The following is a 23045-nucleotide window of genomic DNA, read 5'->3' as shown; positions in this document are numbered from 1 at the left end:
CTCGGGCGGACACGGCGCGGACACACGGCGCGGGCACGGTTCGGCACGGCGCGGAGACGGCCGGTCCACCGGCAGGGCACGCTCCAGACTAACCAGTCGGTATGTACGACGGAAGAGGTGAACCCGCGGTCCGGCTCGTTCCGCGCCGCCCGGGACGCGGGTTAGCGTGCGTGCGCATGACACCCGCCGCGCTCACGGAGGTCACCGCATGACGCTGTCCAGACGGAACCTGCTCGCCACGACGGCCGCGGTGGCGGCCGGCACCACGGCCGCGGCCACCGCCGCGGGCCCGGCACAGGCCGCCCAGGCCGCAGCACAGGGGGCACAGGCGGACCAGGCCGCGCACACCGCACGGGCGGATCAGGCGGATCAGGCGGCTCGGCCGGCCGAAACCGCGCAGACGGCGCACGCCGGGCACGGAGGCCGGCAGCTGCGTACCGGCTTCGAGCGCCTCGCCGACGGCGGCTACGCCCCGCTCGCCGGACAGAAGGTCGGGGTCGTGACCAACCCGACGGGCATCACCAGGGACGTGCGCCACATCGTCGACGTCATGCACGCCGACGCCCGCGTGGACCTGACCGCCGTCTTCGGCCCCGAGCACGGCTTCCGCGGCACCGCGCAGGCGGGCGGCTCCGAGGGCCGGTACGACGACCCCGCGACCGGGCTGCCGGTCTACGACACGTACCTGAAGAGCGGGCAGCCGCTCGCGGACGTGTTCACGGCGTCCGGGGTGGACACCGTCGTCTTCGACATCCAGGACGTGGGCGCGCGGTTCTACACGTACATCTGGACGCTGTTCGACTGCATGGAGGCGGCCGGGCTCGCCGGGAAGCGGTTCGTGGTCCTGGACCGGCCGAACCCCGTGACCGGGCGGGCGGCGCTCGGGCCGGTCCTGCACGAGGAGTTCGCGAGTTTCGTCGGGCGGCGGCCGATCGCCCAGGCGCACGGCATGACGGTCGCCGAGCTGGCGCTGCTCTTCAACCACGAGTTCCTGGCGCGGCCGGTACCGCTGGAGACGGTGCCGATGACGGGCTGGCGGCGTTCGGAGTTCTACGACGCCTCCGGGCTGCCGTGGGTGCCGCCGAGCCCGAACATGCCCACGCCCCGGTGCGCGCTGGTGTATTCGGGGACCTGCCTGTTCGAGGGCACGAACCTGTCCGAGGGTCGCGGCACCACCAGCCCGTTCGAGCTGCTGGGCGCGGAGGGGATCGACGGGGACTGGGCCGCGGCCGCGAACGAGGCCGGGCTGCCGGGCGTGCGCTTCAGGGAAGCGTACTTCGCGCCGACGTTCTCCAAGTTCCAGGGGAAGACCGTCGGCGGTGTGCAGCTCCACGTGCACGACCGGGCCGTGTTCGACCCGGTGCGCACCGGCATCGCCCTCCTGGTGACCGCCAAGCGGTCCTGGGAGGGCTTCGCCTGGCGGTCGGACCACTGGATCGACAGGCTCACCGGGTCCGCCCGGGTACGCACGATGATCGACGCGGGTGCGGACACCGGCGAGGTGGTGGACGGCTGGGAGGCGGAACTGGCGGCGTTCCGCAGGACGCGCCGCCAGTACCTCCTCTACGGGTGACCTCCGTCTACCTGCTCCACGGATGACCTCCGTGCCGGCCGGTCACCGGTGGGAGGTGAACTCCACGACCTGCTGGTAGGTCGGCCGGTTCTGCCAGCCGATGCCGCCGTGCTTGATGCCTCCGAGGGTGCGGTGGATCACCGAGTCGGCGCACCACTGGTCGCCGGCCGAGCAGTTCTCGTCGCCGGGGTAGACCTGGCCGGCCGGGCGGCCCGCCGCCTCCTTGAGGGTGGTGACCAGGGTGTCCCGGCAGGCGGCGAGGTCGCCGTCGCCGCAGTAGGTGTGCGCGAGCGGGCCCTTGACGGGCTCGCCGAGCACGGCCCGGATGTCCTTGTCGACATAGCTCCACCAGCCGTACTGGAAGGCGCTGCCGGCGTGGGCGCCGGTCGGGCCGTGGGCGGCGGACGGGGACTCGTCGACGGGCAGGTTGCGGGTGAAGGCGGTGTAGAGGCCGCTGCCGAGGCCGGGTTCGAACTGGGCCCGCACCAGCAGCGGCCACCAGGCGTCCAGGGTGCGGATCGCGTCGGCGTGGGCGTACTTCTTCGAGCCGGCCGAGGTCTCCGTGCGCAGGCCGCCGCCCTCCGACAGCCACGCCTTCAGGCCGTCCACGGCCGTCTTGGCCGCCGGGTCGGTCACCGGCGCGGACTCGACCACCTTCAGCAGGCCGGGCAGGACGTCCTCGGCGCGCAGGTCGGCGAGGCCCGCCTCGGCCATGGCCTCGACCAGCGCGGCGCGGGTGACGCCGCCCTCGGCGACCAGCTCCTGCACGCGGTCGTCGAGGAGGTCGCCGCGGTGGACGGAGCCGTTGCCCCAGGAGGCGGCCGGGTAGTCCGCGGCCTGTTTGTTGTTCCAGGAGATGTAGTAGTCCTGGTCGACCGACTGCGGGTGGGCGGGGGCGGCGGTGTAGCGGGCGGTGTTGCCGTCCGGGTCCCAGTCCTGCCACTCGTACGCCTGCCGCGCCCAGAGGGGGAACTCGGCGTCGACGCCGTCCGCGCGGACCGGGTTGTCGCCGCTGTTGTAGTAGGCGGTGTGCTCGGAGTCGGCGTAGAACCAGTTGAAGGTGTAGTTGATGTGCTGGACCGCGCCCTGGAAGCGCTCGGGGCCGTCGAGGTAGTCGGGGTCGTTGAGCATCTGGAAGCCGATGATCGAGTCGGCCTCGTGGAGGTAGGAGGAGCGCAGGGTGGTGTAGGCGACCTTCTTGCCGCCGACCGTGGCGCGGTACTCGACGGGTCCGTACTTGGTGCGCCAGACGCGCATCGTGTAGGAGCCGGCGGCGGTGGAGTCGGCGACGGTCGGCTTCCAGGCGTTCTCGCGCTCGACCTTCTCCATGGGTGTGCAGGTGCCGCGGTAGAGGTAGTGGAAGTCGTCCCGGCAGAGCTCGACCGCGTAGGTGTCGATGATGTCCTGGCCCGACGTGGTGGCGCTCCAGGCGTAGTCCTGGCCGCGGCCGAGTTCGACGTACATGCTCAGTCCGGCGAAGGAGGCGCCGCGGGCGCTGATGCCGGGGCCCTGGATCTCCTGGAGCATGAGCAGTTGCGGGGCGAAGTAGCCGGTCTGCGGTCCGAAGACGGCGACCGGGTGGCCGCTGTCCGTGTGCGCGCCGCTGACGACGAGGGCGTTGGACATGCCGCGCCGTGCCGAGGCCGTGGCGGTCTGCGCCGCGGTGCTGGAGGCGCCGGTCGCGTCCGCGTCGGCGGCGCTGCCGGTACGGTCGTACACCAGCGGCTCCGCCTCGACGGACCCGGCGTCGGGCAGGGCGCGGCCCTGCGGGTCGTCCGGCGTGGGCAGGTACGGGAAGCTGCCGTCCTGCTGGGTGAGGACGGCCTCGGGGTCGTTGCGCTGGCGGAAGGACTCCCAGACCTCGGTGCCCTCGGCGACGCCGTACTTCTCCTGGGCGGCGAGCAGGGAGAGCGCGTTGTCGACCTCGCCGCCGCCTCCGGCGCCGAAGAGGGAGCCGATGACCGAGGCCAGCGCGATCAGGTCGGCGCGTTCGAAGTGCTCGATGGTGCCGGCGTTGGTGATCGCGTCCTTGTGGCCGGTCAGGACGTACTCGCCGGGGAAGTAGCGGCCCCGGTCGGAGGCGTCGATGTAGGCGTTGACGCCGGCGAGGTAGGCGTCCACGTCGGCGAGGGCCAGGTCGCCGCGCTCGCCGGCCTTGGCGGCGGCGCTCTCGATCTGGGCCTCCAGGTCGGCCTCGGTGTAGGGGGCGCCGCGCCAGAACTGCTGCTCCAGGCCCTGGTTGGCGGGGGCGCCGCCGGCGAAGGGGGTCAACTGGCCGCGGCCGACGTGCCGGAAGAGGTCCATGAGCCACAGCCGGTCCTGGGCCGCGGCATAGCCCGCGCCGAACTCGGTGCCGTAGCGGGTGGTGCCGGTGATGTGGGGCACGCCGGTCTTCTTGTCGCGGACGATGGTGACGTCGTCGCGGCCGTCGGGGCGGACGGTGGAGGCGGCCTGGCCGTCGGGGACGCCGAAGGAGGCGTCGTTGAAGAAGGTGTTGATCTTGTCGTTGGTGAGGCCGGGGTGGCCGGTGGCGAGGTTCGCGTAGGGGCCGAGCTGGTCCTCGGCGTGCGCGGGCTGGGCGCCGAAGGCCTGGTTGAGGAGGATCTGCGCGAGGGTGGCGTTGCCGTTCTGGCCGGGCGGCAGGATGTCCGAACACTGGCCGCCGCAGTGGTCGTTGGCGGCGGCCCCGGCGGCGGTGACCTCGGCGGACTCCTCGGCGGCGGTCCCGGTGGCCGGCGTCGCGGCGGCCGCCGCCGGGGAAAGCGGTGACAAAAGTCCGGTAAGGAGCGCGCATACGGATGCGGTCTTCAGGAACCCGTGGAGGCCGCGGGGAGTTCTCAGTCTGTCGAGGGCGTTGCGTGGGTTGCGCCGTGGCATGGCAGCTCCTCCCGACGGGGATGTGGCGGGACGTTACCGCCGGTATCCCCGAGTTGGAAGATGAACATGCGTCACTTTCCGGAGTGGGTGGATCGGCTTATGGGGGGCATCGGAAATCGGATGGAGCCGAATCGGTTGTCGATACGTCTATTCGGCGACGTCCGTACGACGACGCCGAAGTGACCGAAGTACAGGTGCAGGTGTGACGGAGGTGCAGGGCTATGGCCGGTTTCCGAAGTCTGGCGAGACAGGTCCGCGATCCACGGTGCGACCTGGCGCTGCGGCGCTATTCGCTGCGCAAGTGCCTTGAGCGTTTCGCCCCTTACGGGCACAGGGCGACCTGGGACCATCTCTGCTCCCGGGCCGGGTTCGGTCCCGAGGACCGCTCCCCCGATCCGGTGCGGCTCGTGGCCGCACTGGAGGAGCTGGAGGAGGCGCGTTCGGTGTGGCTGGCCTACGAGGTCGCCTTCGCCGAGCGGCGCAGGAAGGAGAAGCACGACGGGCTGCGCAGGCCGGGCAGCGTGGACGACTGGCACCGGCTGACCTGGGGCGGGTTCGGCGTGGCCTGGTGCGACGACCCCAGGGTCCATCCCGACGGACCACTGGCGGAGGTGCTGCGCCGGCTGATCTCGGCGCTGGAGCGTGAGCCGGGGTCCGTGTGCCCGGTGTGTGCCGGGGAGCGCCTGATCTGGACGTACGACTTGGACCACGAGCCCTCGACGGGGCCGGTCTGCGCGGACTGCGGCATCCTCGTGCCGCGGCCCGTCCTCACCCCCGACGCGCTGGCGGACGCCCGCCGGGGGCGACTGCTGATGTCGGCGTAGCCGACCGCGGGGGTGCGCCGGGGATGCCGCGCCCCCGACGGCGGTGGCCCGTCAGTCGTCGCAGCACTGGATGTCCCGGTCGCCGCGGGCGCGTTCCGGCGGCGGGCCGCCGCGGGACCCGGCGTCCCGGTGTTCCACCATGAGGCGCGACCCGGCGGCGCGTTGGCCGAAGGCGTCGTCGGGGTTGGACAGGACGCAGGTGTCCAGGGACAGGCAGCCGCAGCCGATGCAGTCGGTGAGGTGGTCGCGCAGCCGGTTGAGCTGCTTGATCCGCTCGTCCAGTTCGGAGCGCCAGGAGCGGGAGAGCCTGGCCCAGTCCCCCTCGGTGGGCGTGCGCTCCTCCGGCAGTTCGGCGAGCGCCTCGCGGATCGTGGCGAGCGGGATGCCGACGCGTTGCGCCGCGCGCACGAAGGCGACCCGGCGCAGCGTGTCCCGGGTGAAGCGGCGCTGGTTGCCCGAGGTGCGGCGGCTGGAGATCAGACCCTTCGACTCGTAGAAGTGCAGGGCGGAGACGGCGGCGCCGCTGCGCGCGGCGAGCTGGCCGACGGTGAGTTCATGGACCTTCTCCGGGATCTGGGGCACCCCACCGACCCTACCGACCCGGCCGCCCGGCCGGTCCGTTGACAGGGGCCCCGCGGACCACCATGCTAAGCAGTCGCTTAGCATGGTCGGACTCGCCGGTCCCGGCGCGCCCCGGGACCGGTACGGCCTGGTACGCCTTGACAGGACTTGGTACGACTTGGGAGGCCGGGACAGCATGGCAGAGCCGAGGATCTTCGCGTCCGCCGACGAGGTGAAGGCGGCGGTGGGAGAGCAACTGGGGTACACCGACTGGCTGGAGGTCGACCAGAAGCGGATCGACCTGTTCGCCGAGGCGACCGGCGACCACCAGTGGATCCACGTGGACCCGGAGAGGGCCGCCGCCGGACCGTTCGGCACCACGATCGCGCACGGCTATCTGACCCTGTCGCTCCTCCCTCTCTTCGGCCCGCAGCTGATCCGGGTCGAGGGCGTGAGGATGGGCGTCAACTACGGAACCAACAAGGTCCGTTTCCCCTCCCCCGTCCCGGTCGGCTCGCGGCTGCGCGCCACGGCCACGATCACCGGCGCCGAGGATGTCGCGGGGGGCGTCCAGGTGAGCGTCGCCTTCACCGTGGAACGCGAGGGCGGCGACAAGCCGGTGTGCGTCGCCGAGTCCGTCTCGCGCTACTACGTCTGAGCGGTGCCGGACCGCTGCCTCGCGGCGTGGGAGGCGTCGGCCCCCACCATCCGCAGCACGAGCACGGCGTAGAGGGCGCCGATCTCGTCGGGCGTCCGGGCACCGTTCACGTTGAACCAGCGGGCCACGTCGATGCAGAGCGACAGGATGGCGAGCGTGGTGCCCTTCACGTCCGGCACGTCGAACTCCCCGGACGCCACGCCGTCCTCGACGATGCCGCGGATCTCGGCGTCGACCTGGCGGCGCAGGGCGAGGATCTCGGCGCGCGCCTCGGGCCCGAGCGCGTCCAGTTCGTACTGGACGACGCGCGCGGTGGTGCGCCGGCCCGCGTGCCAGCGCACGAAGGAGCTGACAGCGTCGGCGAGGCGCTGGGCGGCGCCTCCCTCGCCCTGGGCCGCGGTCCGCAGGATGGCGAGCACCCGGTCGTGGCCGATGCGGCTGATGCGGTGGAGCAGCTCTTCCTTGGTCTTGTAGTGGATGTAGAGCGCGGCGGGACTCATGCCGGCCCGGCCGGCGATGTCGCGGGTCGTGGTCGCGTGGTACCCGCGCTCGGCGAAGGCCTCCACGGCCGCGACCAGGAGCCGCCTGGCCGCGTCGGGCGTGACCTCGTCCCACGGCTCGGTTTCGCCGCCCGCCGTCTCGGCCGCCGTACTCATCGCTCGTTCGCCCCTCTCGGTGACAGGGCCACCACCATACCGGGGAAACTGAGCGAGCGCTTAGGGGCGCGGTCCGGCAGGGGCGCCGCCCGGCTTCTGGAAGGGGTCGTGCTCGACGAGGATCTTGTCCAGCCGCGCCTGGTCGACCCGGCTCACGATCTGGCCGACCTCCTGGCGGTCCCGGATGATCTTGGCCAGCGTGAAGGCCGAGGTGACCAGGTACAGGACGGCGATGGCGAGGAAGGCACGGACCCAGGGGTCGGCCTCGAGCTGGTAGATGCCGATGGCGGTGGCGGCCATGGCGACCGCGAACGACGCGACGGCCTGGCCGTAGAAGGCCGCCGTGTTCTGCTGCTTGACCGCTGTCTCACTCATGGGGACAAGGATCGGCGGATGTGTTCCGGGCCACATCCGCCCGCGTACTCAGTTCCGCTACTCAGGGCCCGGCGCCCGGGTCTGCCGCTCGGGGCGCGGCGTTCGGGTCTGTCACTCGGGGGCCGGCGTTCAGGTCCGCTACTCGGAACCCGGCGTTCAGAAGGCCGAAACGCCGGTGAGCGCACGGCCGATGACCAGCTTCTGGATCTGGCTGGTGCCCTCGTAGAGGGTCATCACGCGGGCGTCGCGCAGCAGTTTGCCCACCGGGTACTCGTCGATGTAGCCGTAGCCGCCGAAGACCTGGAGGGCGTTGTTGGCCGCGCGCACGGCCGCCTCCGAGGCGAACAGCTTGGCCTTGGAGGACTCGACGGCGAAGGGCTGCCCCCGGTCGACCAGGTCGGCGACCCGCCAGGTCAGCAGCCGGGCGGCGTCCACGTCGAGGGCGATGTCGCTGATCAGCTCCTGGACCAGCTGGTGGTGGGCGATGGTCTTCCCGAACTGCTCGCGCTCGCCCGCGTACCGCACGGCCGCGTCCAGCGCGGCCTGGGCTATGCCGACGCAGCCGGCCGCGACCGACATCCGGCCCTTGGCGAGGGCCGACATGGCGACCGAGAAGCCCTTGCCCTCGGGGGCGAGCAGGGCGGAGGCGGGGACGCGGACGTCCTCCAGGACCAGTTCGGCGGTGGCCTGACCGCGCAGCCCCAGCTTGCCGTGGACGGTGCGGCGGGTGAGGCCGGGGGTGTCGGTGGGCACCAGGAAGGCGGAGACGCCCTTGTGGCCGGGGGCGTCGGTGGACCGGGCGAAGAGCAGGACGACGTCGGCCCAGGTCCCGTTGGTGATGAACATCTTGGTGCCGTTGATCACGTAGTCCCCGCCGTCGCGCACCGCGCGGGTGGTGAGGTGGCCCGCGTCCGACCCGGTGCCGGGCTCGGTGAGGCCGAAGCAGCCGAGGTACTCGCCGGAGGTGAGGCCGGGCAGCCAGCGCCGCTTCTGCTCCTCGCTGCCCCAGGCGGCGACTGTCTTGGCGACGAGGCCCAGGGAGACGGAGACGATCCCGCGCACGGAGCTGTCGCCGCGCCCCAGCTCCTCGGTGACCAGGCAGTACGAGAGGTGGTCGCCGCCGGAGCCGCCGTACTCCTCGTCGACGGTGAGCCCGAGGAAGCCGACCTCGCCGAGCTTCTTCACGATCGACCGGTCCACGTTCTCGGCGCGGTCCCAGGCGACGACGTGCGGGGTGATCTCGCGCGCCACGAAGTCCCGCGCGAGCTGCCGCACCGCGCTCTGCTCCTCGCCGAGCTCCAGATTCATGCCGAGTCACCCCACAGCGGACGGACCTTCACCGGTGGATCACCGGACGCACCGGACGGTGCCTTTAAATTAGCACTGCTAGTTAAATGTTCCAGCCCTACTATGTGCGCCATGGCCCGACCGCGCAAGCCCCTGCTCAGCACCGACCGGATCGTCGAGACGGCCCGCGCGCTGGTGGACGCGGAGGGCCTCGCGGCCGTCTCCACGCGCCGGCTCGCCGCGGAGCTGGGAGTGAGCGGACCCTCGCTGTACAACCACTTCCGCACCAAGGACGAGATCCTGGAGGCCGTCGCCGACTCGGTGAGCGCACAGGTCGACCTGTCGATGTTCCAGGACGGGCGGGAGTGGCGGACCGCGCTGCACGACTGGGCCGTCTCCTACCGGGCGGCCCTGCGCGACCATCCCAACATCGTCCCGGTCCTGGCCCACGGTCCCGGCCGCCGCCCGGCCGCCCTGCACCTCGCCGACGCCGTCTACGGCGCGATGGTCGCGGCCGGCTGGCCCCCGGCCCAGGCCACGTCCGTCGGCGCGCTGATGCGGTACTTCGTGATGGGCTCCGCGCTCGGTTCCTTCGCCGGGGGTTTCGTCGACGACGCCGGTGCGTACGACCCCTCCGACTACCCGCACCTCCAGCAGGCCCACCTCCTGGCCGAACAGCAGGAGAAGATCGACGAGCGGGCCTTCGAGACCGGGCTCACCGCCCTCCTCGACGGGCTGGCACAGCAGTACGAGCGGGTACGGCAGGAGCCGTGAGCACGCGAGGCGTACGGGGACGCTTCGGCGCCCGCCGAACCGTGCGGGGCGCATCCTGGAAGGCATGACCGAGAAGGACGCCGAGGCGCCCGGCCTCGCCCGGCTGGCCGCACTGATCGCGGACGAGACGCGCGCCGCCTGTCTGCTGGCGCTGCTCGACGGGCGGGCGTGGACCGGCGGTGAGCTGGCCCGGCACGCCGGGGTGGCCGCCTCGACGGTGAGCGAGCACCTGGGCAAGCTGGTCGCGGGCGGGCTGCTGGCCGAGGAGCGGCAGGGGCGGCACCGGTACGTGCGGCTGGCCGACGACCGGGTGGCGCAGCTGGTGGAGGACCTGGCCGCGCAGGTCGCACCCGGGGCCGGAGCACACCGGCCGCGCACCCTGCGGGCGTCGAGTGCCGGATCCGCGCTGGCCCGCGGACGTACCTGCTACGACCATCTCGCCGGGCGGCTCGGCATCGCGCTCACCGACGCGCTGACCGGCCGCGGGCTGCTGCGCCAGGACACCGGCTTCGCGCTCACCGACGCGGGCCTCGGCTGGTTCGAGTACGCCGGGATCGCCCTGCGGCCCACCGGTCGCCGGCCGCTGGCCCGGGCCTGCCTCGACTGGACCGAACGGCGCCCCCATCTCGCGGGCCTCGCGGGTGCGGCCCTGTGCCGGCACGCCCTGGACGCCGGGTGGTGCGTGCGGATCGGCTCGGGGCGGGCGGTGAAGGTCACGGCGGCGGGCGAGCGGGCGCTGTCCGAACTGCTGGGCACCGAAGCGGCGGAGCTGCGCTGAGCACCGGGCTGTCCGGCTCGCGGACTCCGCGTCCGAAATCCGCCGGTCGTCGCGTTCTTCCCCTCCTAGCCTGAGGAGCATGATGAGCACCGCCCCGTCCGACCCCCCGTACGACTCCGCCCCGTCCGGCCCCGCCTCGTCCGGCCCCGCCCCGTCGCGCCGTCCGGAGCTGCTCGCGACCGCGGCGGCCGCGGTCACCGTCGTCCTGTGGGCCTCCGCGTTCGTCTCCATCCGCAGCGCGGGCGAGGCGTACTCACCCGGAGCGCTGGCACTCGGCCGCCTGCTCTCGGGGTCCCTGGTCCTCGGGGCGATCTGGCTGGTGCGCCGGGAGGGGCTGCCGCCGCGGGCGGCGTGGCGCGGGATCGCGGTCTCCGGGCTGCTGTGGTTCGGCCTCTACATGGTGGTGCTGAACTGGGGCGAGCAGCAGGTGGACGCCGGTACGGCCGCCCTCGTGGTGAACGTCGGTCCGATCCTCATCGCCCTGCTCGGCGCCCGGCTGCTCGGGGACGCGCTGCCGCCGCGTCTGCTGACCGGCATGGCGGTGTCCTTCGCCGGTGCGGTGACCGTGGGCCTGTCGATGTCCGGTGCGGGCGGGTCCTCACTGCTCGGGGTGGTGCTGTGCCTGCTGGCCGCCGTGGCGTACGCGGGCGGCGTGGTGGCGCAGAAGCCCGCGCTGGGGCACGCGAGCGCGCTGCAGGTGACGACGTTCGGGTGCCTGGCCGGGGCCGTGCTGTGTCTGCCGTTCACGGGGCAGCTGGTGCGGGAGGCGGCCGCGGCGCCCGCGACGGCCACGCTCAACATGGTGTTCCTGGGCGTGTTCCCGACCGCTCTGGCGTTCACGACCTGGGCGTACGCGCTGGCCCGTACGACCGCCGGGCGCATGGGCGCGACCACGTACGCCGTGCCCGCGCTCGTCGTCCTGATGTCCTGGCTGGCGCTCGGCGAGGTGCCGGGGCTGCTCACGCTCGCGGGCGGCGCGCTGTGCCTGGCGGGCGTGGCGGTGTCGCGTTCCGGCCGGCGCACGACCCCGGCACCGGGGGCACCCGGATCCGCGACGCCCCCGGAGCCGCTGGCCGAGGACGCACGGGGCCGTTAGAACACCACCAGCGCCCGGCCGCCCCTGCCCGCCAGCATGTTGTCGAAGGCGGCAGGAATGCCGTCCAGGCCGATGCGTTCCGTCACCAGCGTGCCGAGGTCGAGGCGGCCCGCGCGGACGTGCTCGGCCAGGACCGGCAGGTCGCGGGCCGGGTCGGCGTTGCCGTAGACGCAGCCCGAGAGGGTGCGGCCCCAGTGGAAGAGTTCGAGGGCGTTGAAGGTGACCTGCTGGTCCTTGCCGCCGATGCCGACGACCGTGGTGCGCCCGCCGCGCCGGGTGGACTCCCAGGCGGTGCGGATGGTGACCGCGCGGCCGACGCACTCCACGGCGACGTCGACGCCCTGCTTGCCGGTGAGGGCGCGGATCTCGCGGGCGGTGGTGTCGGAGGCCAGGACGTAGTCGGTGGCGCCGGCCGTGCGGGCCAGCTCCTCCTTCTCCGGTGAGACGTCGACGGCGACGATCTTCGAGGCGCCCGCGATCCGGGCCGCCTGGAGGGCAGCGAGGCCCACTCCCCCGACGCCGAAGACCGCGACCGTCTCGCCCTCGCGCACCCGCGCCGAGTGGTGGACGGCGCCGTACCCGGTGAGGACGGCGCAGCCGAGGAGCGCCGCCTCGGTGAGCGGGATGCCCTCGGGGGCGGGCAGGACACAGCCCGCGGCCACCACCGTCTCCTCGGCGAACGCGGCGACGTTCAGGCCGGGGTACAGATCGGCGCCGTCGTCGGCGCGGCGGGCGTGCACCTCGGCGGCGCCGGCCAGGGCGTTCGCGCACAGCCACACCTCGCCGAGCGAGCAGGCGTGGCAGGCACCGCAGGACGGGGCCCAGTTGAGGACGACCTCGTCGCCGGGCGCGACACGGGTGACGCCCTCGCCGACGGCGACGACGGTGCCGGCGCCCTCGTGGCCGAGGACGGCGGGCAGCGGTACGCGCATGGTGCCGTTGGACAGGGACAGGTCGGAGTGGCAGACCCCGGCGGCGGCGAGCCGCACCCGGACCCGGCCGGGGCCGGGCTCGGGCAGCTCGATGTCGGTGACCACCAGCGGGTCGCCGGTGGCGGGTACGACGGCGGCGCGGACTGCGGTACGGACGGCCATGGCGTGGACGGCTCCCCTGCGGGCTGGACCTGTGGACGGGACCTGCGGGCCGACGGGCCGGGCCGGCGGGCTGGACCTGTGGGCCGGCGGGCTCGACGTGTGGGCTGGAAACGGAACGGGCTAGAACTGGAGGGACTTGGTCTGCAGGTACTCCGTGAGGCCGTGCGTGCCCAGTTCGCGGCCGACGCCGGACTGCTTGTAGCCGCCGAAGGGTGCCAGCGGGTTGAACCGGCCGCCGTTGATGTCGACCTGCCCGGTCTCCATCCGGCGTGCGAAGGCCACCGCCTCCGCCTCGTCACCCGCCCAGACGGCTCCGGCGAGGCCGTAGACCGTGCCGTTGGCGATCCGCAGGGCGTCCTCCTCGTCCTCGTAGCGGAGGACGGACAGGACGGGGCCGAAGATCTCCTCCTGGGCGACGGTCATCTCGTCCGTCACCTCGGCGAGGACCGTGGGGCTGACGAAGTACCCCTGCTCGCGCGGGGCTTCGGGGCCGCCCGCGACGAGGCGGGCGCCCTCGGCGACGCCCTTCTCGATGTAACCGCGCACCCGTTCCTGCTGCTTGGCGTTGACGAGGGGGCCGATCCGGTCGCCGTACTTCGCGGCGGCCGCGGCGGCCAGCTCCACCGCCTCGTCGTACTGGTCGCGGTGGACGAGCATGCGCGTCCAGGCGCTGCACGTCTGGCCGGAGTTGGACATGACGTTGGCGACGCCGACGTTCACGGCCCTGGTCAGGTCGGCGCTCGGGAGGATGACGTTGGCGGACTTGCCGCCGAGTTCGAGGGCGACCCGCTTGACGGCGGCGCCCGCGGCGGCGCCGATCCGGCGGCCCACGGCGGTGGAGCCGGTGAAGGAGACCAGGTCGGTGCCGGGGTGTTCGGCGAGGGCCTGGCCCGCGACCGGGCCGAGGCCGGTGACCAGGTTGAAGACACCGGCCGGTACGCCCGCCTCGTGCACCGCCTCGGCGAAGAGCTGAGCGGTGAGCGGGGTGTCCTCGGCGGGCTTCAGCACCATCGTGCAGCCGGCCGCCAGCGCCGGGGCGGCCTTGGCGACGATCTGGTGGAGCGGGTAGTTCCAGGGGGTGATGGCCCCGACGACCCCGACCGGCTCGTGGTGGACGACGGAGTTGCCGACCTTCTCCTCGAAGGCGTACGTGGCCGCCAGTTCGGCGTAGGACCCGGCGACCGCGATGGGGGCGGCGGCGTGCACGGCCTGCGAGAACTTCAGCGGGGAGCCCAGTTCCGCGGTGACCGTCGCGGCGATCTCGTCCTTGCGGGCCACCAGGACGTCCCGCAGGGCGGCCAGGCGGGCGGCGCGCTCGGCGGGCGGGGTGGCGGCCCAGCCGGGCAGGGCTGCGCGGGCGGCCCGTACGGCGGTGTCGACGTCCAGGGCGTTGCCGGCGGGGACGCGGCCGATCACCTCTCCGTCGGCCGGATTCACGACCTCGATCGGGTCCCGCCCGTCGGCGGGCCGCCAGGCTCCGTCGATGTACATGCCGTCGTGTGCCTTCATCGCATCCCTCCGGGCGGGCCTCGTCGTCCGACCCTCAAACTAGCGCCGATAGTTTTACGGCGCCAGGGGCCTCCCGGCCTCCCCGACGGTGGCGTGGCTCACCTTCCCGGGGAGTGCGGTGCCGGCAGGGCCACTCGCCGTGCGGGGCCGGAACACCGTCGCGCAGCCGGCTCACGCTGCGGGACGTCAGCCGTCCGAACCGCCGCCCGTGGAGGTGTCGCCGCCGCTGTTCCGGCCGCCGTTCGAGGGGCGGACGCGGACCAGTTCGCCCGCCGCCATCGTCATGCCGGCGACCACACGGGTCCAGGGCGGACCGCCGCGGGCGGCCCACACGACGCAGGCGCAGCCGCCCACGACGAGGACGAGGATCACGGACAGAATGATCAGGAGCATGCTCAGCCCTTCGTCTCCCGGCACGGCCGGCCGCCGCCGGCCCGGTCCGGGACATCCTGCCCGACCGCCGCGCGCCGCGGGTCGGCGGCGCCCACCGCGGGGGCCCGCAGGGCGACTCCGGAGGAGCCCAGGAGGAGCGCCCCCAGCATCACGAACGGTGCCGCCACCCCGGCGACGCCCGCGATCAGGCCCGCGGCGGCGGGCGCGGCGACCTGGCCGAGGCGGTTGCCGGTCAGGCGCAGGGCGAGGGCCGTCGAACGCGCCCCGTCGGGGGCGGCCTGGACGACCGTCGTCATGGAGAGCGGCTGGCCGACGCCCAGGCAGAAGCCGAGGACGACCAGCATCACGGCGAGCGCCCACACGGGCACGGGCAGCGCGACCCCGGCGCACAGCAGGGCGGCCAGCAGGCAGGTGGACGTCAGCAGGGCCGTGCGGCCGAGCAGCCGCAGCAGCGGCGTCAGCACCAGGCGGCAGGCGATCGTGGCCGCCGCGCGCAGGCTGAGCAGTACGCCGATCACGGCCGGGGAGATGCCCCGGTGCTCACCGACCACCGGCAGGTACGCGGTGAGGATGTCGGTCGCGGACAGCACGGAGAGGCTGATCAGGATGCCCGCGGGTACGCCCCGGGCCCGCAGGATGGTACCGACCGGGACCCGCGCACCCTGCCCGGTACGGGACGCGGCGGCCCCCGGGCGCTCTATGCGCCACAGGGACGTGAAGGCGACGGCCGCGCCCGCACCCGCCACCACCAGCGCGAGGGCGCTGCTGCGCGCCATGTCGGGGCCGCCGATCAGCGCGCCCGCCGCGATGGGACCGACGAGCTGGCCGAGCGAGGCGCCGATGGTGAAGTGGCCGAAGTTGCGGTCCTGTTCGTGCGGCGCCGACTGGCGGGCCACCAGTGACTGGGCGCCGATGACGAAGCAGAGGTGCCCGAGGCCCATGACGCCGCTCCACAGGGCCATCGTCCACAGGGACCCGGCGGCGCCGCTCAGCGCACAGCCGCCGGCGATGAGCACCACGCCCACCGGCAGCAACGGCGCACAGCGGCCGTGGTCGGTGCGCCGGCCCAACGGGACGGCGGCGAACAGCGGCAGCAGGGCGTACACACCGGCGATGACACCGACCGCCCGCTCGTCGGCGCCCAGCGCGAGGGCCCGGTAGGAGACTGCGGGCCGGGCCATCGACACCGCCCCCTGCGCGAAGCCGAAGGCGATGACGAGGCGGAGCAGCCAGCCGCGGTTCCCACCGGGCGTCATGATCTTGTCCTTCCGATCATCAGATGATGCCGAACAGGATGCCCGATGCAAGAATCACCAGACTCGTCAGGACCGCCCACTTCACGACGAACCGCGTGTGGTCGCCGAACTCGACCCTGGCCATGCCGACCAGGACGTACACGGCCGGGACGAGCGGACTGGACATGTGCAGCGGCTGCCCCACGATCGAGGCGCGGGCGATCTCCAGCGTCGACACCCCGTGCGCCTGTCCGGCCTCGGCGAGCACTGGCAGGACACCGAAGTAGAAGCCGTCGTTCGACATGAAGTAGGTGAGCGGCAGGCTCAGCAGGCCGGTGACCAGGCCCATGTGCGGGCCCATGCCGTCGGGGATCGTGTCCACGAGCCAGGTGGCCATGTGGTCGACCATGCCGGTGCCGGTGAGGACGCCCGTGAAGACGGCCGCGGCGAAGACCATGCCGGAGACGTTGAGGACGTTGTCGGCGTGGGCCGCGATGCGGGCCTTCTGGTCGGGGATGTGCGGGAAGTTCACGGTGAGCGCGAGCGCGGCGCCGAGCAGGAAGAGCACCGGGATCGGCATCAGTTCCGTGATCATGCAGGTGAGCAGCGCGACCGTGAGCAGCGCGTTGAACCAGTACAGCTTGGGACGGAGGGTCGGCCGGTCCGGGTCGAGGCCCTGGAAGTCGTCGGCGGCGGCCGCGCCGTCCCGGTCCGCGGGACCGCCCGGCGCGCCCGCGCCGCCCGACTCGCTCGCGCCCTCGGTGCCCTTTGTGCCGTCCGTGCCTCCGCTCCCGGCCTTGCCCGCACGAGCACCGGCACCGGCACCCGCACCCGCACCGACCAGCACGGTCTCGGTCTCCTGCTCCGGCTCACGCACCAGTGCCTCGTCCAGCGACAGCGTGCCCAGCCGCCTGCGCTCGCGCAGACCGAGCACGTACGCGAGGACGACGACCGCGAGCAGTCCGACGGCCAGGGCGGGGATCATCGGGACGAAGATGTCGGTGGCGTCGACCTTCAGCGCGGTGGCGGCACGGGCGGTGGGGCCGCCCCAGGGCAGCGTGTTCATCACGCCGTTGGCCATCGCGGCGACGCCGGTCATCACGACGAGGCTCATCTTCAGCCGCTTGTACAGCGGGTACATGGCCGAGACCGTGATCATGAAGGTGGTGGAGCCGTCGCCGTCCAGGGAGACGATCGCGGCGAGCAGGGCCGTGCCGACGACGATGCGCATCGGGTCGGCCCTGCAGAACCTCAGGATGGCCCGGACGATCGGGTCGAAGAGCCCGACGTCGATCATCACCCCGAAGTAGACGATCGCGAACATGAGCATCGCCGCGGTGGGGGCGAGGCTGGACACGCCGTCGATGACGTAGTCGCCGAGGTGGGCGCCCTTGCCGACGAACACGCAGAACAGCGCGGGGATCAGCACGAGCGCCGCGATCGGCGACATCTTCTTCATCATGATCAGGACCAGGAAGGTCGCGATCATGGCGAAGCCGAGGATGGTCAGCATGAGTGAGTACCTAACGTTCGCCCTTGAACATTCCACCGTGGGCAGGCGGTGCGAGCGACGTTAGGGGCCGTGAAGTCGCGTTAACAAGACGTTGACATGCGAGCAATAAGCGCAAAACTCCAGGTCACAGCGTTGGGACTGCAGGTGTCGCCGCTGTACGCCGCTCCGTGCCGGTCAGTGGGGTCAGCTCGACGGGTACGCCGTTGAGGACCGCGTTGCCCGAGAGCGGGTCGAGCGCGCTGCCGTCGAGGAGCTGGTTGACGTTGACGCCGGGGTCGGCGGCGGCGTGGCGGGTGCGGGTGCCGGGGCGGTCGTGGCCCCAGCCGTGCGGGAGGCTGACCACGCCGGGCCGGACGGAGTCGGTGACCTCGGCGGGGACGGTCACCTCTCCCCCGGGCCCCTTGACGCGCACGGGCCGGGCGTCGCGCAGGCCGAGGCGGTCGGCGTCGTCGGGGTGGACGTGCAGGGTGCAGCGGTTGGAGCCGCCGGTGAGGGCCGGGATGTTGTGCATCCAGCTGTTGTTGGAGCGCAGGTGGCGGCGGCCGACGAGGACGAGTCCGGCGGGGCGCTCGTCCCGGGCCCGTGCGAGGCGGGGCAGATCGGCGGCGACGGGCTCCGGGAGCAGCTCCACCTTGCCGCTGCGGGTCCGCAGCGGCTGAGGCAGGCGGGGGCGCAGCGGGCCGAGGTCGATGCCGTGCGGGTGGGCGAGGAGGCGCTGGAGGGTCAACCCGTCCGGCCGTGCGCCGAAGCCGTCGCCGTAGGGGCCCAGGCGCAGCATCAGGTCGAGCCGCCGCTCGGGGCCGTCCTCGCCGGTGAGCAGGGCTGCCAGGTCGGCCGGGTCGCGGCCGTGCACGGGCGAGTGCGGCTCCCGTACGGCCCTGCCGAGGGTCTGCTCGATCACCATGGTGTCGACGGCGGCCGGATCGGCGCCGTGCCTGCCGGTGACGGCGAGGGTCAGCCGGGCCAGGATCTCCGTCTCGGCCATCCTGCCGGGCTGGAGTGGGACGGCGGGGCGGGTGTAGCGGACCTGGTTGCGCACGGCGAGGGTGTTGAAGGCGAAGTCGTGGTGCGGGCTCTGCGCGGGCGGGGGCGGGGGGAGGACGACGTGCGCGTGGCGCGAGGTCTCGTTCAGGTAGGGATCGACGCTGACCATGAAGTCGAGCGAGTCCAGGGCCTTGTCGAGCCGGTCGCCGTCGGGCGCGGACAGGACGGGGTTGGCGGCCACGGTGAGCAGCGCGCGGACGGGTTCGCCGGTGCCGGTGGCGGTGTCGATCTCCTCGGCGAGGGCGGACAGGGGCAGTTCGCCCTTGGCCTCGGGGTGGGCGCTCACCCGGGAGTGCCAGCGGCCGAGCCGGAATCCGCGGCCGGGTCCGGCGGGGCGCGGCGTGCGGTCGGTGGCGGCCTGCGGGAAGAGGGCGCCGCCCGGCCGGTCGAGGTTGCCGGTGAGGATGTTGAGGACGTCCACGAGCCAGCTGGCGAGGGTGCCGTGCGGGACGGTGCAGCTGCCGATGCGGGCGTAGACGGCGGCGGTGGGGGCGGCGGCGAGTTCGCGGGCGAGGGCGCGGGTCGCGCCGGCGTCCACGTCGCAGGCGGCGGCGACGGATTCCGGGGTGAAGTGCCGCAGGGCGTCCCGTACTTCGTCGGCACCGGCCACGTGCGGGGCGAGGGCGCCGAGGTCGGTCAGGTCCTCTTCGTACAGCACGTGGACCATCGCGGCCAGCAGCAGCGCGTCGGTGCCGGGGCGGATCGCCACGTGCCGGTCGGCGAGTCTCGCGGTGCGGGTGCGGCGCGGGTCGACGACGGTGAGGGTGCCGCCGCGGGCCCTGAGCGCCCTGAGCCGGCCGGGGAAGTCGGGAGCGGTGCACAGACTGCCGTTGGACTCCAGCGGGTTGGCACCGATGAGCAGGAGGTGGTCGGTGCGGTCGAGGTCGGGCACGGGGATGGCGTTCGCGTCGCCGAAGAGCAGTCCGCTGGAGACGTGCTTGGGCATCTGGTCGAGCGTGGAGGCGGTGAAGAGGCTGCGGGTGCCGAGGGCGCCGAGCAGCACGGGCGGGTAGAGGGCGCCGGCCACCGTGTGGACGTTGGGGTTGCCGAGGACGATGCCGACGGCGTGCGGGCCGTACCGCTCGGCGACGGGGCGCACGCCGGCGGCGACCGCGTCGAAGGCCTCCTCCCAGGTGGCCTCGCGCAGTGCGCCGTCCCGCCGCACCAGGGGGGTGCGCAGCCGGTCGGGGTCGGAGTCCAGGGCCCCGAAGGAGGCGCCCTTGGGGCAGACGAAGCCGCGGCTGAAGACGTCGTCGCGGTCGCCCCGGGCGGCGGTGACGGCGGTGCCGTCGACGGTGAGGGTCAGGCCGCAAGTGGCCTCGCACAGGGGGCAGATGCGCAGGGCGGTACGGGACACGGGTCCTCCCGGAAGGCGGCGGTGGCGCTCTCTGGCCGCGAGCATACCGACCGGTAGGCATGCTGGGGAGGGGTACGGGAACGAGAAGCGGCTGCCGCCCGGGCGGACACCGGGCGTCCGGCTCGGCGGGGTGCGGCTCGGTCGTGTACGGACCAGTCGTGTACGGCCCCGTCGCGCACGGACCAGTCGAGTACGGCTCAGTCGAGTACGCGCCCCAGGTAGGCCCGCAGCAGTTCCCGGGCCTCCTCGATGATCTTCTCGTCACCGTCCGGCGCGACCCGGAAGGCGAGCTGGACGAGCGTGTCGGCGGTCTCCACGGCGACGAGGAAGACGCGGCGCAGTCCGTCGTCGGGGCGGCGGCCCAGGTAGCCGGAGAGCAGTTCGGTGAGCCGTTCGGCGACGCGGTGGTTGGGGACGGAGCGGCGGTCGCCGACGGGGATCTGGTTGCCGAAGTCGATCAGGGAGAAGCCGGGCGCGGTCCGCTTCATCGCCAGGTACTCGTCCAGCACCGCGTCCAGCGCGTCGCGCCAGCCGCCGTCACCGGCCTCCGTGAGGCGTTCGGTGACGCGTTCCGCGTAGCGCTCGAGGTTGCGCTGGGCCAGCGCGTCGGCCATCTGCCGCTTGTTGCCGAAGAAGCGGTACACCGACCCGATGGGCACGTCCGCGCGCAGCGCCACGGCCCGGGTGCTCAGCGCGTCGTAGCCGACCTCGTCGAGCAGGTCGGCGCAGGCGTCGAGGATGCGGGTCAGCCGTTCGGCGCTGCGTCGCTGCACGGGGGCCCGGCGCAGCGGGGTCGGGTGGGGCACGGCGCTCATGATGCCCTTCCTCCACGCCCGGGGGAACCGTAGGTTCCGGTACGGCCCGGGGCGCGGCGCCGCGGGGAACGGGCGGCAGCCGCGCTCACGGCGTCGCCGCGGGTCCGCCGGCCGTCCGGACCGTCCCGCCCGGCTGGTTCGTCCCGCCCGGCTGGTTCGTCCCGCCCGGCTGGTTCGTCCCGCCCGGCTGGTTCGTCCCGCCCGGTTGGTTCGTCCGCCCCGTCGCGTGCGTCCGGCTCGTCGCGCTCGTCATCCCCGTCGCGTGCGTCCGGCCCGCCGCACTCGTCCCCGCCGCGTGCGTCCAGCCCATCGCGCTCGTCGTCCCCGTCGCGTGCGTCCGGCCCGCCGCACTCGACATCCCGGTCGCGCCCGCCGCACGCGTCACGCCCACCGCGCCCGTCGCCCTTGTCGCGGCCATCGCACTCGACATGCCCGCCGCAACACCCGTCGCGTTGGCCGGGTCCGCGGCCCCCGCCGCCCCGTTCGCCGGCTCCGCGGCCCCCTCCGTCGCGGCCCCGGACTCGGGCGCCCGCGGCATGCTGCCGGGCTCCGTCGCCCCCGTCGGCTCCGCGTCCGAGGCCGTGATGTCCGCCGTGCTCTCGACGGGCTCGCCGTCGACGGCCCAGACGGTGTCGTCGTCGGCGTACAGCCGGACGGTGACCTGGTGGGTGCCGCGCGGGACGAGGTCGGCGGCCAGGTGGTACCGGGGGCCGCGCAGGTGCGTGAGGAGGTCGCCGTCGAGGAAGAGGCGGGCGGTTCCGCGGCCGGCCACCGCGTCGGTCCCGGTGCCGGACGGGGAGAACCGGAAGCCGCTCAGGGTCAGGCGGACGTCCCAGCTGTCGTCGCTGTCGGGCTGCACCTCGATCCCGACGTCGGGCGCCCGCTCGGCGTCCACCTCGCGGTAGCGCCGGCCCTCGGCGTCGGTGGCGTCGAGCAGCCTGCCCACCGGTGCGGCCGAGGTCCCGGCCTCCGGTTCACCGTCATCACTGGAGCCGCAGCCCGCGGATCCGGTCAACAGCAGGACACAGACCGCGAGCACGGCGGGCACTCTCCGCGTCCACGACATGACGTGAGACTAGAACACGGGTCCGACGATCCGGATCCCCCGGGGGCCTGGTTCCGGTCATCCTCAGGGAGGAGGGCGCAGGGGGGGCGGAGCACGACGGGAGGCGGACGTGACGGGCGGCCGCACGCCCTCTTGCGCGCGGGAAACCGCAATCCTACGGTGTCCCATAGGAATCGGGTGGCGATCGGGTTGCGAGGGAGCGAGCGATGAGCGGGGAAGCGCGGAAGACCGCGGAGGGGCTGGCCTACCTGTCCGGCTTCGGCAACGAGCACAGCTCGGAGGCGGTCCCGGGCGCCCTGCCCGAGGGCCGGAACTCGCCGCAGCGGGCGCCGCTCGGGCTGTACGCGGAGCAGTTGAGCGGCACGGCGTTCACCGAACCCAGGGCGCACAACCGGCGCTCGTGGCTGTACCGGATCCGCCCCTCGGCCGCCCACCCGGCGTTCACCCGTACGGGGAACGGCACGATCGGCACGGCCCCCTTCACCCCCTCGGTGCCCGATCCGAACCGGCTGCGCTGGAACCCGCTGCCGGAGCCCGGGGCCGGGACGGACTTCGTGGCCGGCCTGTGGACACTCGGCGGCAACGGCGACGCGACCCAGCGCACCGGCATGGCCGTGCACCTGTACCACGCGACGGCCTCCATGGAGCGCGTCTTCAGCGACGCGGACGGCGAGCTGCTGATCGTCCCGGAGCGCGGTGGGCTGCTGCTGCGCACGGAGTTCGGGCTGCTGCACGCCGAGCCGGGCCACGTGGCGCTGATTCCGCGCGGGGTCCGCTTCCGCGTCGAACTCCTCGACGACGACGCCCGCGGGTACGTCTGCGAGAACTACGGCGCCCCCTTCCAGCTCCCCGACCTGGGCCCGATCGGCGCCAACGGCCTGGCCAACGCCCGGGACTTCCGGGCGCCGGTCGCCGCGTACGAGGACGACGGGGGGACGGCGGGCCCGGTGGAGGTGGTCAACAAGTTCTGCGGCAACCTCTGGACCGCCGCGTACGACCACTCCCCGCTCGACGTGGTCGCCTGGCACGGCAACCACGTGCCGTACGTCTACGACCTGCGCCGCTTCAACGTCATCGGCACCATCTCGTACGACCACCCGGACCCGTCGATCTTCACGGTGCTGACCTCCCCGTCGGACACCCCGGGGCTCGCGGGCGTCGACTTCGTGGTCTTCGCGCCGCGCTGGCTGGTGGGCGAGGACACCTTCCGGCCGCCGTACTTCCACCGGAACGTGATGAGCGAGTACATGGGCCTGATCGAGGGCGCCTACGACGCGAAGGCGGAAGGCTTCGTACCGGGCGGCGGCTCGCTGCACAACATGATGTCGGCGCACGGACCGGACCGGGAGACCTTCGAGCGGGCGAGCAGCGCCGAGCTGAGGCCGCAGCGGATCGACGACGGGCTGGCGTTCATGTTCGAGACCCGGTGGCCGGTGACCCTCACCCCGCACGCGGCCCGCGCCGAGCACCTGCAGCCGCGGTACGACGACGTCTGGCAGGGCCTGGAGCGGCACTTCGACCCCTCGTCCCGACGCCCCTTGCACTGAGGATTCCCGACCG

The 23045-nt window shown here is 73.4% G+C and carries 20 protein-coding genes; 7 read left to right on the top strand and 13 right to left on the bottom strand.

Translation table 11 applies throughout. The features are described 5' to 3' along the window. The first annotated feature begins 208 nt into the window (after positions 1 to 208). On the top strand, positions 209 to 1573 hold the full coding sequence (locus HZS56_RS17255) for an exo-beta-N-acetylmuramidase NamZ family protein (RefSeq protein ID WP_216721589.1): 1365 nt from the start codon (positions 209 to 211) through the stop codon (positions 1571 to 1573). Between the two features lie 42 nt (positions 1574 to 1615). On the opposite strand, the gene HZS56_RS17250 is transcribed toward HZS56_RS17255, so the two are convergent. Then, positions 1616 to 4450, bottom strand: a complete 2835-nt coding sequence (locus HZS56_RS17250) for a penicillin acylase family protein (RefSeq protein WP_216721588.1) — start codon at positions 4448 to 4450, stop codon at positions 1616 to 1618. Positions 4451 to 4671: 221 nt separating this feature from the next. On the opposite strand from HZS56_RS17250, the gene HZS56_RS17245 reads away from it, so the two are divergent. Continuing rightward, a complete protein-coding gene (locus tag HZS56_RS17245) occupies positions 4672 to 5274 on the top strand; it encodes a hypothetical protein (protein ID WP_216721587.1) in 603 nt (200 codons plus the stop codon). A gap of 51 nt (positions 5275 to 5325) precedes the next feature. On the opposite strand, the gene soxR is transcribed toward HZS56_RS17245, so the two are convergent. Then, on the bottom strand, positions 5326 to 5856 hold the full coding sequence (gene soxR, locus HZS56_RS17240; RefSeq protein ID WP_216721586.1) for a redox-sensitive transcriptional activator SoxR: 531 nt from the start codon (positions 5854 to 5856) through the stop codon (positions 5326 to 5328). Between the two features lie 175 nt (positions 5857 to 6031). Here soxR and HZS56_RS17235 point away from each other — a divergent pair, with 175 nt between their 5' ends. Continuing rightward, complete coding sequence (locus HZS56_RS17235; RefSeq protein ID WP_216721585.1) at positions 6032 to 6493, top strand: MaoC family dehydratase; 462 nt, start codon at positions 6032 to 6034, stop codon at positions 6491 to 6493. Here HZS56_RS17235 and HZS56_RS17230 read toward each other — a convergent pair. The 3 genes from HZS56_RS17230 to HZS56_RS17220 form a co-directional block, all read right to left on the bottom strand. Then, positions 6484 to 7149, bottom strand: coding sequence for a TetR/AcrR family transcriptional regulator (locus HZS56_RS17230; protein ID WP_216721584.1), 666 nt, complete (start codon positions 7147 to 7149; stop codon positions 6484 to 6486). The two genes, HZS56_RS17235 and HZS56_RS17230, sit on opposite strands and share 10 nt — an antisense overlap. Before the next feature lie 60 nt (positions 7150 to 7209). Further along, positions 7210 to 7524: a YiaA/YiaB family inner membrane protein gene (locus tag HZS56_RS17225; RefSeq protein ID WP_216721583.1), complete on the bottom strand. Its 315-nt coding sequence runs from the start codon at positions 7522 to 7524 to the stop codon at positions 7210 to 7212. A 156-nt stretch (positions 7525 to 7680) separates the two neighbouring features. Next, complete coding sequence (locus tag HZS56_RS17220; protein ID WP_216721582.1) at positions 7681 to 8832, bottom strand: acyl-CoA dehydrogenase family protein; 1152 nt, start codon at positions 8830 to 8832, stop codon at positions 7681 to 7683. Between the two features lie 111 nt (positions 8833 to 8943). Between HZS56_RS17220 and HZS56_RS17215 the strand changes: the two genes are divergently transcribed. From HZS56_RS17215 to HZS56_RS17205, 3 genes are all read left to right on the top strand, one after another. Beyond that, positions 8944 to 9585 carry a TetR/AcrR family transcriptional regulator gene (locus tag HZS56_RS17215; protein ID WP_216721581.1) on the top strand — a complete coding sequence of 214 codons (642 nt, stop codon included), beginning with the start codon at positions 8944 to 8946 and terminating at the stop codon, positions 9583 to 9585. 64 nt (positions 9586 to 9649) lie between these two features. Further along, positions 9650 to 10363, top strand: coding sequence for an ArsR/SmtB family transcription factor (locus HZS56_RS17210; protein WP_216721580.1), 714 nt, complete (start codon positions 9650 to 9652; stop codon positions 10361 to 10363). A 79-nt stretch (positions 10364 to 10442) separates the two neighbouring features. Then, complete coding sequence (locus tag HZS56_RS17205; RefSeq protein WP_253914400.1) at positions 10443 to 11459, top strand: DMT family transporter; 1017 nt, start codon at positions 10443 to 10445, stop codon at positions 11457 to 11459. Here HZS56_RS17205 and HZS56_RS17200 read toward each other — a convergent pair. From HZS56_RS17200 to HZS56_RS38250, 8 genes are all read right to left on the bottom strand, one after another. Continuing rightward, the gene (locus HZS56_RS17200) at positions 11456 to 12553 is read right to left on the bottom strand and encodes a Zn-dependent alcohol dehydrogenase (RefSeq protein WP_216721579.1); all 1098 of its coding nucleotides are present in this window, start codon (positions 12551 to 12553) and stop codon (positions 11456 to 11458) included. The two genes, HZS56_RS17205 and HZS56_RS17200, sit on opposite strands and share 4 nt — an antisense overlap. Before the next feature lie 120 nt (positions 12554 to 12673). Next, complete coding sequence (locus tag HZS56_RS17195; protein WP_216721578.1) at positions 12674 to 14062, bottom strand: aldehyde dehydrogenase family protein; 1389 nt, start codon at positions 14060 to 14062, stop codon at positions 12674 to 12676. Between the two features lie 186 nt (positions 14063 to 14248). Further along, positions 14249 to 14455: a hypothetical protein gene (locus HZS56_RS17190; RefSeq protein WP_216721577.1), complete on the bottom strand. Its 207-nt coding sequence runs from the start codon at positions 14453 to 14455 to the stop codon at positions 14249 to 14251. A gap of 2 nt (positions 14456 to 14457) precedes the next feature. Continuing rightward, entirely contained in the window at positions 14458 to 15711 is a 1254-nt protein-coding gene (locus HZS56_RS17185) for an MFS transporter (protein WP_216721576.1), read from the bottom strand. A 19-nt stretch (positions 15712 to 15730) separates the two neighbouring features. Then, the gene (locus tag HZS56_RS17180) at positions 15731 to 17203 is read right to left on the bottom strand and encodes a CitMHS family transporter (protein WP_216721575.1); all 1473 of its coding nucleotides are present in this window, start codon (positions 17201 to 17203) and stop codon (positions 15731 to 15733) included. 124 nt (positions 17204 to 17327) lie between these two features. Further along, positions 17328 to 19604: a molybdopterin-dependent oxidoreductase gene (locus HZS56_RS17175; protein WP_216721574.1), complete on the bottom strand. Its 2277-nt coding sequence runs from the start codon at positions 19602 to 19604 to the stop codon at positions 17328 to 17330. 197 nt (positions 19605 to 19801) lie between these two features. Next, on the bottom strand, positions 19802 to 20419 hold the full coding sequence (locus HZS56_RS17170; RefSeq protein WP_216721573.1) for a TetR/AcrR family transcriptional regulator: 618 nt from the start codon (positions 20417 to 20419) through the stop codon (positions 19802 to 19804). Positions 20420 to 20504: 85 nt separating this feature from the next. Beyond that, positions 20505 to 21485 (bottom strand): hypothetical protein, encoded by a 981-nt coding sequence (locus HZS56_RS38250; protein ID WP_253914398.1) that lies wholly within the window; start codon positions 21483 to 21485, stop codon positions 20505 to 20507. Between the two features lie 206 nt (positions 21486 to 21691). Between HZS56_RS38250 and hmgA the strand changes: the two genes are divergently transcribed. Further along, positions 21692 to 23032, top strand: coding sequence for a homogentisate 1,2-dioxygenase (hmgA, locus tag HZS56_RS17160; protein WP_216721572.1), 1341 nt, complete (start codon positions 21692 to 21694; stop codon positions 23030 to 23032). Positions 23033 to 23045: the final 13 nt, after the last annotated feature.

It is taken from the genome of Streptomyces mayonensis, from assembly GCF_018982965.1.
Taxonomy (GTDB): domain Bacteria; phylum Actinomycetota; class Actinomycetes; order Streptomycetales; family Streptomycetaceae; genus Streptomyces; species Streptomyces mayonensis.
Note: the sequence above shows the minus strand (reverse complement) of the source record. Positions and strands in the feature narration are given on the sequence as shown.